The following is a 16,228-nucleotide window of genomic DNA, read 5'->3' as shown; positions in this document are numbered from 1 at the left end:
TCGTAAGTTCGTTAGGGATATAATGATTCATCCATAATTTATATGTTGATTCTATCATGTAGCCTACTTTTACACCTAATTATGTAAATCGTTGCACTGGATAGAATTTAATTGTATACTTGTCTATATAATTTACAATTACTTGATTAGAAGAGGGTTAGAAATGAAAAAAAATTATATACTAACGAATAATGTTAAAGCTATTTTCATGTATTTTATAGTAGTAATGGCATGTGGTTTATTAATGGAAATTTACAGTCCATCATTTTCAATTTCAATGCTTATATTCGGTAAGAGTTATATAATAACAATATTTGCATCTATACTTCTTGTTGGTTTAGGAATGCTGTTGAAAATTCAAGAGAATAAAACTACTGATTTTATTTCAGTTATAGGAATAGGGGCAATAATGTCATTATTTTTATTTATATTAGCAGTAGATTTTTCTTATATTGATGCAAATTTACATCAAAGTACACCGGATCCAACTTTTTTTCCGTTTTTTATATTGGATACTATTGAACCATGGAGCAGACCAGAATCATGGTTTATACTATTTGCACAACCTAATAAGTTAAGTAGATTTTTAATTGTGCTTAGTGGAATTTATCCATCAACAATGTTTTTCATAGGAATTCAAATAAAAAAAGGCTTTGTAAAATATTTTCACGTATAGATGATTCATTTCTATGACCTTCACTAAAAACAGATTCTTTGAATCTCATTTTTATAACAGAAAAAGTGGAGGGTCTTAAAATAGAAAGTAATTTCTACTTTAAGACCCTCCACTTAAATTTCAATATAATATATTATCATATTATTTTAACTAAATTCTTTCCAACTAGCATCATCACCCAATCCTGGATATTCATAAGAGCCACTTTCCATATAACCTTTTATTTTCCTTTTTTCTTTTATGACGGTTTCATTTTCATCCCAATTACCTACAGTTGGTACATAATCAGTTCTACCAATAGCGGCTTTTACTTTTCCGCCTGTTATATTGAACCAATGTTCTGCAAAGCTTATACCATTATTTTCAGTAGGTGTTGCTGTATTACAACTATAAAACATAGTATAAACATCAGAGCTAAAAATGTTTTTATTTATTTTATATAATTCATTTTCACTCACATCAATAGCCCCTTCATCACCTTGTTTATATCCCAAAGCCAGAATTCCTACCAGTCCATGTGAAAAAATCGTTACTTTTGAAATTGGTAAATATAGTCTTTCATTAAAGTGATTTATAAATTGAGTATCATTACCAAAAAATTTAATATTAACTTGAAGATTCTGAGCAGTATCATAAAAATTAGTAATATCAGTATCTGAATAACCTGTCGCCGATACTAGCCACGTTATTATATTGTTAGGATAATGATTCTTTAATTCAATAATGTGCTTGATTGAAGGCTCAACAAATGTATACTTATACCTACCTCCAAAGAAGTGTCCAATAAGCTCTCCTATTAAAGGTACAGCTTGATACCACTTTTGGTATTCACTACCAGTTACTACTATCATTTCTTCATTATTAAGTAAAAGATTAAGTAAGGTTGATAATGTATTATGGCCTGCTGTACCCGTTTCTCCTACTATATTATACTTCATTTGAAATTGACTTACTGCAATTGCAGTAAGACTATCATAATATCCACTAGATACACCTTTAAAAAGACCTATTTTTCGCAAATCGTCTTGAAGATTTTTAACATCATCACCAATAGAACCTTCTTTTAAAACAATGGGATTAATATAGCTTACGCCATTATCTTTACCAGAGCATATATTGTTATCAATTTCTATTAAGCCTTCTCCGCTTCCAATAGTAATAGTAGAAATTTGATCAATTGCCCAATCTTTTGGAAGTGAATAACCTAAGTTTCCACTAAATCCACTAGACATATCACATACATAACTACTACAAGAATATCCTTTAGCTGCAACACTACTACAAACATTTCTTGGTGCATAAATTCCAATTCTATATGGAGATATACCTGTCATTGCATCATGTACTGCTTTAAAGTAAGGCAGTATAGATCTTTCAACATCTCCAGCCAGAGCATCAAAATCTACGGTGAAGTAAATTATTGTATTATCTTGGAACCCCAAATTTTTAGCTACTTTTGTTGCTTTATATGCATCAGTGGTTCCTTGACTTTTGGTAAAATAGGTTAACTTATTTCCTCCAGTTTCATATATAGGAAAAATATTAAGACCAGCATTTAATATAGTATTTACTTCTGAATATGTCATCTTAAACATTCCTGTAAGATATCTTCCTACCATTTTATAACCGTTTGCTTTAATTGATTGTGCTTTTTCTACTGTGATAGTTGTTGAACAATCACATGCTGTACCTTTTCTACTCGGATCACCAGTACTAACTAAAAGTGATGCCCAGGTTTGACCACCTGCATAACCATCCGCAGTTAGACATGAAAACTTTTGAAAATCGATTATTGCTGTTTGAAATCCTTGACCAAATAATCCATCAAACCCTTTAGGGTCATAACCGTTACAATATAAAGCATATTGAAGTAATAACATGAATTTTTGAGTGGAATTACTTCCAGGAATCGTTGGACATGCTTTCATGGTATTTGCTCCCCAAAAACCATCAGGCGAATTTCCTTGTTCATGTTGTAGTGCCTTTATTAAAGCTACATTGGTTGAACGTGAATATATGCCCTCACAAGGCATTAATCCAATTACACTATTATAATCTCGATTAAGATTTTGCTGAATAGTTCGAATTTTTGAATCTCCCCCTGAAATTAATACAAATGCATCTGTATTTAATAGTGCCTTAAAAATCATAGGAGTCGTGATTCCATCTTGAGTTGTAAGTCCAGCGTCTGACTGGAATTTTTTAATGGCAGTCATAATACCATTGCCATACCCACCGTCAAGTCCATTTGGATTATATCCTTTACAATATAATGCTCCTTGTAGTATATAAATTTCATTCTTTGAAGCACTTGCACTTGGTATTGTTGGACATGCTGACTCTGTAGCTGGTCCAAAGAAACCATTTGGTGATGGAATCCCTATTTCAATTTGAAGAGCTGTTATTAAGGCTGCTTCAGTTGTACCTCCTGTTATTCCATCTTCTGTTACAGGTGTGTAGCCTGATTTACCTGTATATTTACTATTTACCCATGCTTGAACACTTAAAACCATTAAATCCATTTTATACAACCTCTTTTCTTATTTTTAGTTACATACAATATAAAGAGAAAAAAATTGTAAGTGTAAACCTGTATAGTATATATTTATATACTATACAGGTTTCAATTGTTGTGAATTAAACATCTAAAGAAGTCACCCTATGAGCGCTCTGGACGTAACTTTATTTGATAGAAAAGGAGTCGAAAATTAATTTTCGACTCCTTTTCAGCAACTGGGGGTAGGGCAAAGCTAGACCCCAATTTAGAAGAAGTTTTTCTACTAGTATTTTAAAAAAATCCACATATTTCAAATATAGAACCTCGCTTCGCCCGGGTGGAAAATGGACAGGTTACTTGTTAAAGTTCAAAATCAACGAATCTTTAGATTAATTGTCCGGGCATTTGGGAATCTTTTATGAATAATAGTGCCAGTTATTCGCAACCTCTGCATCCATAAAGCAGCATAAGCAAACGAATTTCCATGCTTTTATTTTACCTTTTCTTTTCACAAAACCTGTTACTCTCGCTATTTTTTCAATCTCCCCTTTTGAAAAACAGCTTTTAATTTCAGCTGCAAAATGTTTCATATCTTTATCAAATTTTAAGTTTTCTTATATCATTTATAAATTACCCCCATTGATGTGTTTTTATTATCTTTCAAATAATGTTAGGGAAGGCAATAGGAGAATTTGGACGTATTTATAAAACCCAATATTTACTTACTTAGGCATACGGCAACCATTCGTGGTGCGTCCCGACAGGGCGTATATTCTAGCAGGTGGGAATCCTGTCAAGGTAAGATTTAGCAAATCGCTTTGTATAGACTCTTAGAGCTGTTGCGGTAACGTAACATTTTAAGCGTAGACAGAAAGTTAGCGAGGTAGAATTGACTGGGTGGTAACCCAGCAGTGAATGGTATTGAGCTTTGAAAAGTTGGTCGATGATGTGGCAGAAACGCTCACGTACGTGGAAAGCAATATTTATTTGTGCGTTAAAGCGAGTGCAAATAAACACATCCGTAGTCAGAGGCCCTACCTAGCTAAACATTGAGAATATACGTAAACTCGGGGAGGTCCTATTTGGTCTTTCCAAATGAAAAGTATGCAGTACAAACTGAAGAAGTAAGGAAAACAAATGCCAGTAGGAAGTCGGATACTTTCATAGTACTGAAGATAACGGGTAATTCCGGAGGAAGGAAGGAGAGTAACATATGAAACTGCTTAAAAGAGAAACACTGCCCGGACTTAGAACTGGAATAACAGTGTGGTATTCTATATTTTATGGTAATCATGGTGGATTTGTTAGCGCAAGTTATATTAAATTAGTTCAATGACCATAGCAAAAATATTCCACTAAATTAATCTTTAGTGGAATATTTTTGTGAATAATTAAAAATAGAAGCTCTTATTTAATATACATCCAAAAAGAAAAACAGATTGAGAGGTGAGTAAATGACCGGTGTTATAAAGGTGAATTAATAGCAGTAGGACCTGAGAAGATTATAGAAGCTAGGTTTGCTTTAACATCAAGGCAAAATGATATTTTAGATATGCTATTTACTCAAATTGAAGATGATGATAATGTAGAATATAGTAATGTATATGATACTCCATATAATATGAAATATGTTGATTAATCCATAAAATGCTGGACTGATGTCTTAATAAATGTATATTGGTTACTGCGGAGGCCATAATAGTATTAAGTTCTAAGAATATACCATTGCTGATTAGAAAAATTGTAAATCTCATCATTCTGATTGAAAAAAACTCTGTTAATTTTATTTTAAGATAATAGTTTGCCAGATAACATATCTATGGTAATATTTGTTTTAAGAAAAAAGAGGTATTTTATTGAATTAATTGAATTTAATGTATTGTAGAGGTGATGAACCATGGACATAAAAATTAATGAAGATGATATGCTTATTATTTTAAAAGCTCTTTTTGGAGAATTCATTAGTGCAAAACAATATTTTGAAAATCATAAAAACAACAACGAAAGAATAGGGATTATATCTCCAAAAGAATACAAAGAGACTTACAATGATCTTTTGAAGCAATCACATGAACAAGGAGAACTGTTAGAATTAAATTTAATAGATTAGAATAAGAAAAATGAAAGGCACTAGTAATAGTGCTTTTTTTGTTAAGAATCAAATTCTTTTTAGTTCGTTTTTTTAAATCCATGGTTTACATTTTATATAAAAAACACTCTTTAATTGACGATATATTAAAATATTGTCATAAGGAGTAAATAATTATGAAGGACGAACTATTAATATTAATAAAGGAATCTCAAAACAAAAATAAAGATGCTACAATGAAAATTATAGAAAAATTCAAGCCTTTAATAAATAAATACACTAGAAAATTAAACTATGATGGTGCAGATACAGACCTGAAAATTTCTCTTATAAAACTCATAAAAAATTTTTCTATTGATAAAAGTGAATTATTGCAGGAAGATAAAGCAATAGTTTCATATATATTTGTTTCTATTAAAAATGAATATATTAGATTATCTCAAAAATATGGTAGAATTTTTCAAACTGAAATATATTGTAAAGATGATATAATAAATAATTTACAGGGGCATGATGATATTTATGATTTTATAATAGAAGATTTGTTAAAAGAATTGCCAAAACTTCAAAGAGAAATACTAAGTGGTATATTCTTGTTAAATATTAAAGAAGTAGAACTGGCAAAATCTTTAAATATTTCTAGACAAGCTGTTAATAGCACTAAAAGACGTGCATTAAAAAATTTAAAAAAATATATAGGATAAATCAAAGGAAGTGTTTTTTTTGGAAAATGAATTATTAAAAATTGCATCCACCCAAGGAATATGGGCTGCATTATCAGTTGTTCTTGTTTTTTACATATTAAAAACTCAAGAAAAAAGAGATGACAAACAAGACCAAAGGGAAAAAAATTATCAGGATATTATATCGAAATTAACAGAAAAATTTAATATTGTTGAAAATGTAAAAAAGGATATTGTAGAAATTAAAGAGTATATATTTAAAAAATAATGTATTTAATTATTTAAGTTTCTAACCAAAATGATTTTTTGTCCTTCATAATAGGGGTTCAAACAACTGAATCGACAAACCGCACATTAATGAATGAAATTCTATAAACGTGCGGTTTAGGTTATTTTGAGATTTTTAAATAGTGTACATATATGTAATAATGTGTTTTTTGCCTGCGATGTTTATGAGAGGCCTATTAAAATTTATTTCATTTGGTCAGATCTTTTAATTTTAATTTCTTGAAAATTTCTATATCAACATCAGTGAAATCTTTTAAATTCTTCGACTGTATAATTTTTCCATCATTGTAATTTAATTTTGTATACCCTTTTTTTCCTATTGTATAGGCATAAGGATTAACCTCTTTATAATTAGTAATATATTCTTCAATGGCAATTGATGAGTCGTATTTCATGTCGAATAAATTCAATATAGTTGGAATGTCTGTTGAATGAGTGACATCTAAAATGGCAAAACGACCATCGGTATCACCAAAAGAAATTACGGTATCTTTTCCCCAATCATCGCTAGAAGAATATTTTCTTTCCTTTGATTTAGCACAACCGGTAAACAATGCAATCAACAATATAGCTATAAATATAGTAGATAACTTTTTAGATTTTGTCATAAAATTCCTCCTAAAATTGATTATTCTTAATTAGTTTAATTGAATAATCCTAGTAAGTCAATTTTTTATAAAGTTAGATACTATTGTCATACTATTCAGTTTGCGAATTAAAAAATGTTTTTACTTAAGGTTTACAAATTCCCTATTAAAACCCTCTTTATAGATGTATACAAAACAATCAAGCTTTATTGCAAATTAAAAATATTGAGGAGATGGATAATATTATGGGTATGATTGATCCACATTTTACGGAAAAAGCTATTTGGATAGCTGGAATTGCTACTTGTAAACTAGAAAATTGGGATATTACTGCGACATTAATGTCACACGCGCTCTATGGAGGAGGGTCTGCACTAACATTTAACAATGATTCTGATGTCTCAAAAACAATCAGAAAATCATCTGAGTATAAGACTAAAATCGCAGAATGGATAAAAACTTATAAAAGTAATGGAAAAAGAACTTTTATTACTAATAGGAATACCAGGGAAGTTGAATTCAAAAGTAATTGTATTATAAAAGATTTATATGTTTCATTTGGTGCCGTAGAAATGAAGGGAGAAATACGCGATGATGGTAATTTATATGTTGAAATAAATGATGATTATGATTTTGATAACTTTAGATTTTTCAAAAATAAGACTGCTCCAAATGCAGCAAATGATTATGGTAAAATATTGCTAGATTCGGGTATAATTAAAGAATTTAAAATAATTGTAAAAACAATTGAATGGGCTGGTAAACCAACCACTTTAGGTGAAGCAGGAATTGATAAATTCATCGCTGTAGCAAAAGAGGAACTAAAAAAAGGATTTAAAGAAAATAATGGTAACAATATAACTCCTTATGGAGCATGGTATGGATTGAATGGAGAACCTTGGTGCGCTATGTTTGTATCTTGGTGTGCAAATAAAGCGGGAATAATTGGAAGTAATATACCTATGTATGCTTATTGTCCTTATGGGGTAAATTGGTATGAAGGCCGTGGTAAATATCGAAGGAGATCATCAGGATATGCTCCTAATCCTGGAGATGTTATTATGTTTCAAAGTGGTGGAGTTGTTTCGCATACAGGTATTGTTACAAATTATGGTTCAAATACTGTAACTACGATTGAGGGTAATTCTGGAGATGCTGTTGTAACACATCAATATAATATAAATAACACATATATACATGGATATGGAGTAAGCGATGGGTCCGCAAGTGGATCAACAGTTGATAGTTCTACTTTATTAAGAATGGGTAGTGCAGGTGATGCTGTTAGAAATTTACAGACAAAACTTATAGCAAAAGGCTACAATTGTGGTTCGTACGGAGCAGATGGAACTTTTGGACAAGGTACTTATAATGCGGTTCTTCAACTTCAAAAAGATCATGGATTATCTGCAGATGGTATAGCCGGATCTGACACTTGGAATGCTTTATTAAATAATTCTGCAAATAACCATTCAACGTTGTTGAGAATGGGTAGTGCAGGTAGCGATGTTAAATCATTACAAAATACGCTTATTTCCCATGGCTACAATTGTGGTTCATATGGAGCAGATGGAACTTTTGGACAAGGCACTTATAATGCGGTTCTTCAGCTTCAAAAAGATCATGGATTATCTGCAGATGGTATAGTTGGATCTGACACTTGGAATGCTTTAATAAACAATTCCTCAAGTAGCAATAGCTCCGCATTATTAAAAATAGGCAGTAGGGGTACTTCGGTTAAAAATTTACAAAATGCGCTTATTGCACGTGGATATAGTTGTGGTTCGTACGGAGCAGATGGAGATTTTGGACAAGGTGCTTATAATGCAGTTGTTAAGTTTCAGAAAGATCATGGATTATCCGCAGATGGCATAGTAGGATCTGATACTTGGAATGCTTTATTAAATAATTCTATAAATAACTATTCAACATTATTGAGAATGGGTAGCAAAAGCAGCGATGTTAAAACATTACAAAATGCGCTTATTGCTCATGGGTATAGTTGTGGTTCGACTGGAGCAGATGGAGATTTTGGACAAGGTACTTATAATGCAGTTGTTAAGATTCAGAACGACCATGGATTATCCGCAGATGGTATAGTGGGACCTGCTACTTGGAATGCTTTAAGTAATTCAGCAGGTTCTAACTCAACTTTATTGAAAATGGGTAGTAAGGGAGATTTAGTGAGAAATTTACAAAATGCGCTTATTGCACGTGGATATAGTTGTGGTTCGTACGGAGCAGATGGAGATTTTGGACAAGGTGCTTATAATGCAGTTGTTAAATTTCAGAAAGATCATGGATTATCCGCAGACGGCATAGTAGGTCCTGGTACTTGGAATGCTTTAAATAACACTACTAATAAATCTTCATTGCTTAGAGTGGGTAGTAAAGGTGATGCTGTTAAAACATTACAAAATGCACTTATTGCTCATGGCTACAATTGTGGTTCGACTGGAGCAGATGGAGATTTTGGACAAGGTACTTATGATGCAGTTGTTAAGCTTCAGAAAGATCATGGATTATCTGCAGACGGCATAGTAGGATCTGATACTTGGAATGCTTTTAGATAACTAGATTTAATCTTATAACATAAATGTGATTCAACACAATGGAAATTGTGTTGAATTGATGAAGCAATCGTGAATCTTTAATTTATAAGGGTTACGATTGTTTTGCGTTTTAAACTTAGTATATAATTTTGAGTAAATCGGTTATTAAATCATCTCCTGCGGAACTGAAATTTTGTTAAAAATAAATTTGATATGGCTAAAGAAAATATTGACTTTACAAATTTTTCTGTTACACTAAACATATGGAATACAAGTGTAGTCAATTATGATTTTAAATTCTTATAGGTGGTGTTGGCAATGAAAGATTTACCTAAAATATCAGATTCAGAATGGCTGGTAATGAAAGTTCTTTGGAAAGAGAGCCCACTAAAGGCAATTGAAGTAATTAAGAGACTTGACAATATAGCCAACTGGCAACCTAAAACTATAAAAACTCTTATTAGAAGACTAATAAAAAAGAATGCGGTAGCTTTTAATCAAGATGGTAATTGTTATTTATATTATCCTATTGTGAAAGAAGAAGATTGTTGTAGATTAGAAAATGATTCATTCATAAACAAAGTGTATGGAGGATCATTTAATTTAATGATGTCAAATTTTTTAAAAGCTAGAAATTTAAGTGAAACCGAAGTGAAAGAACTAAAGGATATATTAGATGAAAATATACACGAAAGTGAGGAGTAGATATGTTTCATTCTATAGTATATAATCACGTTTTTTTAGGATCTTTAATGGCAAGTTTAGTTGTTTTGTTAATTTTATTTGCAAAATTATTACTAAAAAAACACTTAACGGGAGAATGGAATTATTATATTTGGATGCTACTCTTATTAAAATTGCTTATTCCTTATAATATACAAGCAGATTTAAGTTTATATAATCATAGTAATATTACCAGGCTAAATATTGCACAAAGATTTTTACCGGAATATACCATAAGCAATGCTGAAGTTATTCACAATACATCATTTAGGTCTATTTCAGAAACTTCTAAAACGCAAAAACCTATTATTAAATCAAATAATAGTATTTATTTAACACCTATATCGATATTATCAATTATTTGGGCTGTTGGATCAATAGCTATATTAATTTATGTTTTAATAATAAATATACTATCATATAGGAATCTAAAAATAGATCCATTATATAAAAATGAAAGATTGGAAAAAATTCTTCAACACTGTAAATATAAAATGAAAATAAAATCAGCTATACCTATTTATACTACAGCTAAATGTCCTAATGTTCCATCATTGCTTGGAGTTTTAAAACCAAAGATTTTAATACCTATATCTTTAGAAAATAGATTAACTGATGAAGATTTAAAATATATAATTATGCATGAACTTTCTCACTATAAAAGAAAAGATAATATAATAAATTTATTAATAACTTTTCTAAAAATCATAAATTGGTTTAATCCGCTTATTTGGTATGGGTTTTATATAATGAGTGAAGATTGTGAGATTGCTTGTGACACAATGGTATTAAGACATATAACCCCTGAAAAAAAATCTCAATATGGGAATGTTCTTATTTCCCTATATAAATTAACATCCTCACAAAGAAATCTTTTAGGTATAACCACTTTGTTTAATAATAAATCTAACATTAAAAGGAGAATAAATATGATTGCCTTATTTAAAAAAAAATCAGCTAGATGGTCTATAATAGTTATTGTATTCATTATTTTAGTTGGAACTTTTTGTATAACAGGTAGAAAACAACCAAATAAAGATACTACTACCACAAATAAAAACACCACGGGCACAAAGATTGCTAGTAATACTGCACCTAGTTCAAAGTCATCATCTAGTGAAAAAACTGCAAATACAAAACCATCAGTTACTTCACAGGCTGCATCACCACAGCAATCGGAAGCAGTACAAGATTCGAAGGCACAGCCTTCTTCTGAAGAAACTGTTTCTCCAGAAAAAACAACGCCTTCTGAAAAAACAGTTTCCCCAAAACAAACAGTGCCTTCTGAAAAAACAGTTTCTCCAGAAAAAACAGCGCCTTCTGAAAAAATTGTTTCTTCAAAACAAACGGTTCCTTCAGCAAAAACAGTGACTTCACAAAAAAAAGTTATCTCAGCATCACCGCAAGAATATGTCAGTAATAATTTGGGCTTTTCTGTTACTTTCCCAGCATCTTGGGAAAATAAGTATACGGTTGAAGAAGATAATAATGGGTTAGTTATAAAATTTAAACCAGCTAGTAATCCTATAGATGGGGGTATGCTCTTTGAAATTGTAAAGAAATCCCCCGATTTTAATGAAGGTATGTCGGATGATATAGGTAAAAGATATATTACTGCAAAGGGAGTTACTTATATTATAGGTGGTCCTCAGGATGTAGGTTTTCCACCCGACCACCCTGAGTACGTTAATTATAGAAAACTTTCTAAAGAACTCTCATCGGTTGTAAGTACTATTGAAAGTATAAACTAATTTTTATTATATCAATACATTCTAAAGTACATATTGTTTTTAAAACTGATAGTTCTACAGCAAAATTTATTGATACGACTGGCAAAGTGATTGTTAAATCATCTCCTGCGCAGCTGAAGTATTAAATGAAGAAGGTGAATTATATTAAAAGAAATATTTCAAAAGTTTTAAAACAGATTATTATAACTCAAATAATAAGTATTATTTTTGCTATTACTGGAGGAGTATATTTACAATGCGATTTGATGTTTAAGAATGGTATAATACTAGTGTTGGGGATTAGTTTATTAACATTATTTTATATAATTATAATAACATTTTTTTTAAAAGCAAATTGGATAAATATACCATTAATTTCTGTTCCTTATTATTTAGTTTATTCTCCTAAAATCACATTTGAAGTACCAAATTTTTTCAACACTCATACCCATCCAAATGATTTTGGCGCTGGGCTTTTGGGTCTAGGGATGATAGCGTGCGTGTATATAAGTGTAGTAATGGCAAGTATAATTGGCACTGTACTCCGAGTAGCTTATGATGTCCGAATGAAAGATGATTATAAGCAATAAAAAAATAGTTCACAGTCTCATACAGGTCGTCGTAAGTAAAACCCATATCAATTATAGATATGGGTTTTTGCTATATTACTATTCTGAATATAACATAAAAGTAATTGAGGACTTATATGATAGCCTATATACATGGCTATCACATTATTTATGGTAGTTTCTTTATGTCAGAAAAATATATACATAGAGGCTCAATGTCAATGACAAATCATAAACGTTATTAATTGATATAGGGGAGAGGGGATTTAAAATTGTAAAATCCAACTTCAAATAAAATAACTAGTGTAATTTTAAAAATTACACTAGTTATTTTATTATTTATGAAGGGTGTTATATATTTGAATTCCTTTTTCAATTAAATTGAATTTATGGTAACTGTTTTTTATTAATGGGACTTTTGCACAAATTGCGAGCACTACCCCTTATTTAACAATGATTTTGAATATTTTATATTAAAAGCATAAATTGAATGTTACATAATACTAATATAACTTTTGTATTTATTGTTCCTCACTTGTGTAAATTTCCCCTGTATAAACGTCAATTTTAATATGACATACCACTTCATTCCAAAGAATAATATCCCATGTTTCTTTACCGGTGTTGCACTGCTTTTCACCTGAAATATAAGCGAGTTCAAAGTTACCTTTGCTCTTAAACCTTTCTTTTGCTATGTTAATTGCCTCATTACTATCTATAGACCATTTTTCAATATTTAGGTCATCACCAGTTGCAATTTTTGAGTCTCTGGGTTGAGTAGCTATTTTAAGAATTTTCTTGCTTTTAGTATTTATTTCTACTGTTATTATATTAGGCACACCATTTTTATTTTCATTATCATCCTCGTACCATATTTCAACGTTACCCCGCTGATCTTTATCCAATTCCATATTTATTTTACTAATATGATAGTTTTTTTTACTCCAGAACTTATCTACATATATTTTTGATATTTTTACAAGTTCCTTTGCCGAAAATTTATTATCAGGAATACTTTCGTTAATAATTTTAGGACCACTTTTCACATAATAAATTGTTCCAAAAATTAACGAAACAGAAACTATTATAGTAATAATCGATATTACCTTTAACCTCAATATACTTTCCTCCTTACTTTAACATTGTATTTAATGAGTCTAGATAACCATAAACATTATTCGAATATTTTTTTTGAGCGTTAGGATTATCATAATTAGCGTTATATCTTCCAACCACAATCCTCCATTGCTCCATTGTTAGACTTGATGTATCCTTTGTAATATATTTTTCCCTTGCATAATATGTTAACACAACAGCAATTGTATTAATACTAATTATATTATTAGATGCAAGAATTAATTCGATTTCAATAGCAGAATGATCCATACTATTTATATAAGCCACACGAGGATCAACAGTGTACCAAGCCTTTTGTGCTGTCGATGCGAAAATAGCTCCTAACCCCGTAGAATGTAGGTTCTCTCTAATGACAGAATCTATTAGCGCGACTTCATCAGGAATAGATTGTGTAATTTGTTCTTTAACAATTATACCAGCTATTAATGCAGGAGGAACACCATATTTTTTAGCCGCTTTATTTATTTCATCCTTATAGTCTTTTAGAACATCTTCAATTTTATTTTTTTGATTGAATCTTATGCGTGCTGCTGGGTACTGTTGATAAACTACATCCCATAGCTTAACTTTTGCTTTATCATATTCAGCATTACTCGTTATGTCTGGCATAGGAGTAGGTTTTATAGTAGCAGTTGGGCCTCCATTATCTCCAAATCCGTCTACATAGGAATTGTTTAAATAAGAACGTTCTACTTTGCGAACAGCTTGTGCTTCATTTCCTTCTATTGTAGTTATCATATGTGTACTTGCATTACAACCTATAACAATACCAGTATGACAACTTACACCATTTGACTGGTAAAATACTACATCGCCCTCCTTTGGTGTATAGCCCATTATTGGAAAACGGTACCTTCCTTTGTCGGCATACCAGTTTTTACCATAAGGACAATAAGCATACATAGGTACGACATTTCCAAGTATTCCTGCTTGATTTGCACACCAAGATACAAACATAGCACACCAAGGTTCGCCATTCATTCCATACCATGCACCATATGGAGTCATATTGTCACCTTCTCCATTACTAGATATAATATGTTCACTAAATCCTTTTGACAATTCTTGCTTTGCAACCGCAATAAATTTATTAATTCCAGGTGCTCCTGGTACAAAACATGAACCAGAACTAGAGTCAGAACCTCCATTACCTAAAGCATTCCAAACATCTGGTCCTGCAATACCGTCTGCAGATAATCCGTGATCATTTTGTAACTTAATAACTGCATTATAAGTACCTTGTCCAAAAGTTCCATCTGCTCCGTATGAACCACAATTGTAACCTTTTGCTATAAGCGCACTTTGTAACCTTGTTACTGAATCTCCTGTGCTGCCCATTCTCAATAAAGTTGAACTAGAACCTCCTGTTGTAGAATTACCTAAAGCATTCCAAACATCAGGACCTGCAATACCGTCTGCAGATAATCCATGATCGTTTTGTAATTTAACAACTGCATTATAAGTACCTTGTCCAAAGGTTCCATCTGCTCCGTATGAACCACAATTGTAACCTTTCGCTATAAGCGCACTTTGTAACCTTGTTACTGAATCTCCAGTGCTACCCATTCTCAATAAAGTTGAACTAGAACTAGAGCCTCCATTACCTAAAGCATTCCAAACATCAGGACCTGCGATACCGTCTGCAGATAATCCATGATCATTTTGTAACTTAATAACTGCATCATAAGTACCTTGTCCAAAAGTTCCATCTGCTCCGTATGAACCACAATTGTAACCTTTTGCTATAAGCGCACTTTGTAACCTTGTTACTGAATCTCCTGTGCTGCCCATTCTCAATAAAGTTGAACTAGAACCTCCTGTTGTAGAATTACCTAAAGCATTCCAAACATCAGGACCTGCGATACCGTCTGCAGATAATCCATGATCATTTTGTAACTTAATAACTGCATCATAAGTACCTTGTCCAAAAGTTCCATCTGCTCCGTATGAACCACAATTGTAACCTTTTGCTATAAGCGCACTTTGTAACCTTGTTACTGAATCTCCTGTGCTGCCCATTCTCAATAAAGTTGAACTAGAACCTCCTGTTGTAGAATTACCTAAAGCATTCCAAACATCAGGACCAACTATACCGTCTGCTGATAATCCATGATCGTTTTGTAATTTAACAACTGCATCATAAGTGCCTTGTCCAAAAGTTCCATCTGCTCCGTATGAACCACAATTGTAACCTTTTGCTATAAGCGCCTTTTGTAATTCTATTACTAAATCTCCTGTGCTACCCATTCTCAATAACATATTAAAGTCTCCTTTTTATTTTTATATTTGTAAATTTAACATTTACGTATATTAAGAAGACTTTAATTAGTAAATTGTAAACCTGCATGTTGTTTTTATAAAAATAAAAAACTCTAAGGATTAATATTTCCTTAGAGTTTTTATTGTTTTAAACTATATTAAATAATTTCCTGAGGACCTGCAATATCAATGACTTCAGAAGGAGGTTTAGACTCCCACTGAAATTTTTTATTTGTTAGGGCATGTAACTACCAGTTATAGAAGTGGTAGTTACATGTTTATATACAAGGTCTATACTCTTAAAATCATATTCATTCATAATAATTAGTTAAATCATATTTTAAAATAAATTATTTTCGGTTCGATAAGCAAAGCGGCAACAGAAAATATATAGTTAAAATGTTATGTTATTAAAGTAGTAATTTAATTAAAAAAGGG

General features: G+C 31.2%; 14 protein-coding genes. 9 read left to right on the top strand and 5 right to left on the bottom strand.

Features of this window, described 5'->3' with window-relative positions; all coding sequences use genetic code 11:
* Nucleotides 1–163 precede the first annotated feature (163 nt).
* On the top strand, nt 164–676 hold the full coding sequence (locus tag ACWJJ7_RS16015; RefSeq protein ID WP_462962961.1) for a hypothetical protein: 513 nt from the start codon (nt 164–166) through the stop codon (nt 674–676).
* 146 nt (nt 677–822) lie between these two features.
* Here ACWJJ7_RS16015 and ACWJJ7_RS16010 read toward each other — a convergent pair whose 3' ends face one another.
* Together ACWJJ7_RS16010 and ACWJJ7_RS16005 are read right to left on the bottom strand one after the other, a co-directional pair.
* A complete protein-coding gene (locus tag ACWJJ7_RS16010; protein ID WP_462962960.1) occupies nt 823–3,198 on the bottom strand; it encodes a glycoside hydrolase domain-containing protein in 2,376 nt (791 codons plus the stop codon).
* Nucleotides 3,199–3,589: 391 nt separating this feature from the next.
* On the bottom strand, nt 3,590–3,763 hold the full coding sequence (locus tag ACWJJ7_RS16005) for a hypothetical protein (RefSeq protein ID WP_462962959.1): 174 nt from the start codon (nt 3,761–3,763) through the stop codon (nt 3,590–3,592).
* Between the two features lie 623 nt (nt 3,764–4,386).
* On the opposite strand from ACWJJ7_RS16005, the gene ACWJJ7_RS16000 reads away from it, so the two are divergent.
* The 4 genes from ACWJJ7_RS16000 (at nt 4,387) to ACWJJ7_RS15985 (ending at nt 6,213) form a co-directional block, all read left to right on the top strand.
* A complete protein-coding gene (locus tag ACWJJ7_RS16000) occupies nt 4,387–4,509 on the top strand; it encodes a hypothetical protein (RefSeq protein ID WP_462962958.1) in 123 nt (40 codons plus the stop codon).
* Nucleotides 4,510–5,070: 561 nt separating this feature from the next.
* Nucleotides 5,071–5,283, top strand: a complete 213-nt coding sequence (locus ACWJJ7_RS15995) for a hypothetical protein (protein ID WP_462962957.1) — start codon at nt 5,071–5,073, stop codon at nt 5,281–5,283.
* A 155-nt stretch (nt 5,284–5,438) separates the two neighbouring features.
* Complete coding sequence (locus ACWJJ7_RS15990; RefSeq protein WP_462962956.1) at nt 5,439–5,966, top strand: sigma-70 family RNA polymerase sigma factor; 528 nt, start codon at nt 5,439–5,441, stop codon at nt 5,964–5,966.
* A gap of 19 nt (nt 5,967–5,985) precedes the next feature.
* Nucleotides 5,986–6,213, top strand: coding sequence for a BhlA/UviB family holin-like peptide (locus tag ACWJJ7_RS15985; protein WP_462962955.1), 228 nt, complete (start codon nt 5,986–5,988; stop codon nt 6,211–6,213).
* A 208-nt stretch (nt 6,214–6,421) separates the two neighbouring features.
* Here ACWJJ7_RS15985 and ACWJJ7_RS15980 read toward each other — a convergent pair whose 3' ends face one another.
* A complete protein-coding gene (locus tag ACWJJ7_RS15980; protein WP_462962954.1) occupies nt 6,422–6,841 on the bottom strand; it encodes a hypothetical protein in 420 nt (139 codons plus the stop codon).
* Nucleotides 6,842–7,029: 188 nt separating this feature from the next.
* Here ACWJJ7_RS15980 and ACWJJ7_RS15975 point away from each other — a divergent pair, with 188 nt between their 5' ends.
* The 4 genes from ACWJJ7_RS15975 (at nt 7,030) to ACWJJ7_RS15960 (ending at nt 12,415) form a co-directional block, all read left to right on the top strand.
* Nucleotides 7,030–9,393 (top strand): peptidoglycan-binding protein, encoded by a 2,364-nt coding sequence (locus ACWJJ7_RS15975; RefSeq protein ID WP_462962953.1) that lies wholly within the window; start codon nt 7,030–7,032, stop codon nt 9,391–9,393.
* Between the two features lie 297 nt (nt 9,394–9,690).
* A complete protein-coding gene (locus ACWJJ7_RS15970) occupies nt 9,691–10,077 on the top strand; it encodes a BlaI/MecI/CopY family transcriptional regulator (protein WP_462962952.1) in 387 nt (128 codons plus the stop codon).
* 2 nt (nt 10,078–10,079) lie between these two features.
* On the top strand, nt 10,080–11,846 hold the full coding sequence (locus ACWJJ7_RS15965) for a M56 family metallopeptidase (protein WP_462962951.1): 1,767 nt from the start codon (nt 10,080–10,082) through the stop codon (nt 11,844–11,846).
* Nucleotides 11,847–11,971: 125 nt separating this feature from the next.
* Entirely contained in the window at nt 11,972–12,415 is a 444-nt protein-coding gene (locus tag ACWJJ7_RS15960; protein WP_462962950.1) for a hypothetical protein, read from the top strand.
* A gap of 500 nt (nt 12,416–12,915) precedes the next feature.
* On the opposite strand, the gene ACWJJ7_RS15955 is transcribed toward ACWJJ7_RS15960, so the two are convergent.
* Nucleotides 12,916–13,512, bottom strand: coding sequence for a hypothetical protein (locus ACWJJ7_RS15955; protein WP_462962949.1), 597 nt, complete (start codon nt 13,510–13,512; stop codon nt 12,916–12,918).
* 13 nt (nt 13,513–13,525) lie between these two features.
* Nucleotides 13,526–15,790, bottom strand: coding sequence for a peptidoglycan-binding protein (locus tag ACWJJ7_RS15950; RefSeq protein ID WP_462962948.1), 2,265 nt, complete (start codon nt 15,788–15,790; stop codon nt 13,526–13,528).
* Between the last annotated feature and the right edge of the window lie 438 nt (nt 15,791–16,228).

Source organism: Clostridium sp. CM042 (assembly GCF_055080995.1).
This window is presented reverse-complemented; position numbering and strand designations above follow the sequence as displayed.

Coding starts and splice junctions, on each gene's coding strand:
- ACWJJ7_RS15990 (WP_462962956.1), top strand. CDS start 5,439: ATGAAGGACGAACTATTAATATTAATAAAGGAATCTCAAAACAAAAAT.
- ACWJJ7_RS16010 (WP_462962960.1), bottom strand. CDS start 3,198: ATGGATTTAATGGTTTTAAGTGTTCAAGCATGGGTAAATAGTAAATAT.
- ACWJJ7_RS15970 (WP_462962952.1), top strand. CDS start 9,691: ATGAAAGATTTACCTAAAATATCAGATTCAGAATGGCTGGTAATGAAA.
- ACWJJ7_RS16015 (WP_462962961.1), top strand. CDS start 164: ATGAAAAAAAATTATATACTAACGAATAATGTTAAAGCTATTTTCATG.
- ACWJJ7_RS15965 (WP_462962951.1), top strand. CDS start 10,080: ATGTTTCATTCTATAGTATATAATCACGTTTTTTTAGGATCTTTAATG.
- ACWJJ7_RS15960 (WP_462962950.1), top strand. CDS start 11,972: ATGAAGAAGGTGAATTATATTAAAAGAAATATTTCAAAAGTTTTAAAA.
- ACWJJ7_RS15995 (WP_462962957.1), top strand. CDS start 5,071: ATGGACATAAAAATTAATGAAGATGATATGCTTATTATTTTAAAAGCT.
- ACWJJ7_RS16000 (WP_462962958.1), top strand. CDS start 4,387: ATGAAACTGCTTAAAAGAGAAACACTGCCCGGACTTAGAACTGGAATA.
- ACWJJ7_RS15980 (WP_462962954.1), bottom strand. CDS start 6,841: ATGACAAAATCTAAAAAGTTATCTACTATATTTATAGCTATATTGTTG.
- ACWJJ7_RS16005 (WP_462962959.1), bottom strand. CDS start 3,763: ATGAAACATTTTGCAGCTGAAATTAAAAGCTGTTTTTCAAAAGGGGAG.
- ACWJJ7_RS15950 (WP_462962948.1), bottom strand. CDS start 15,790: ATGTTATTGAGAATGGGTAGCACAGGAGATTTAGTAATAGAATTACAA.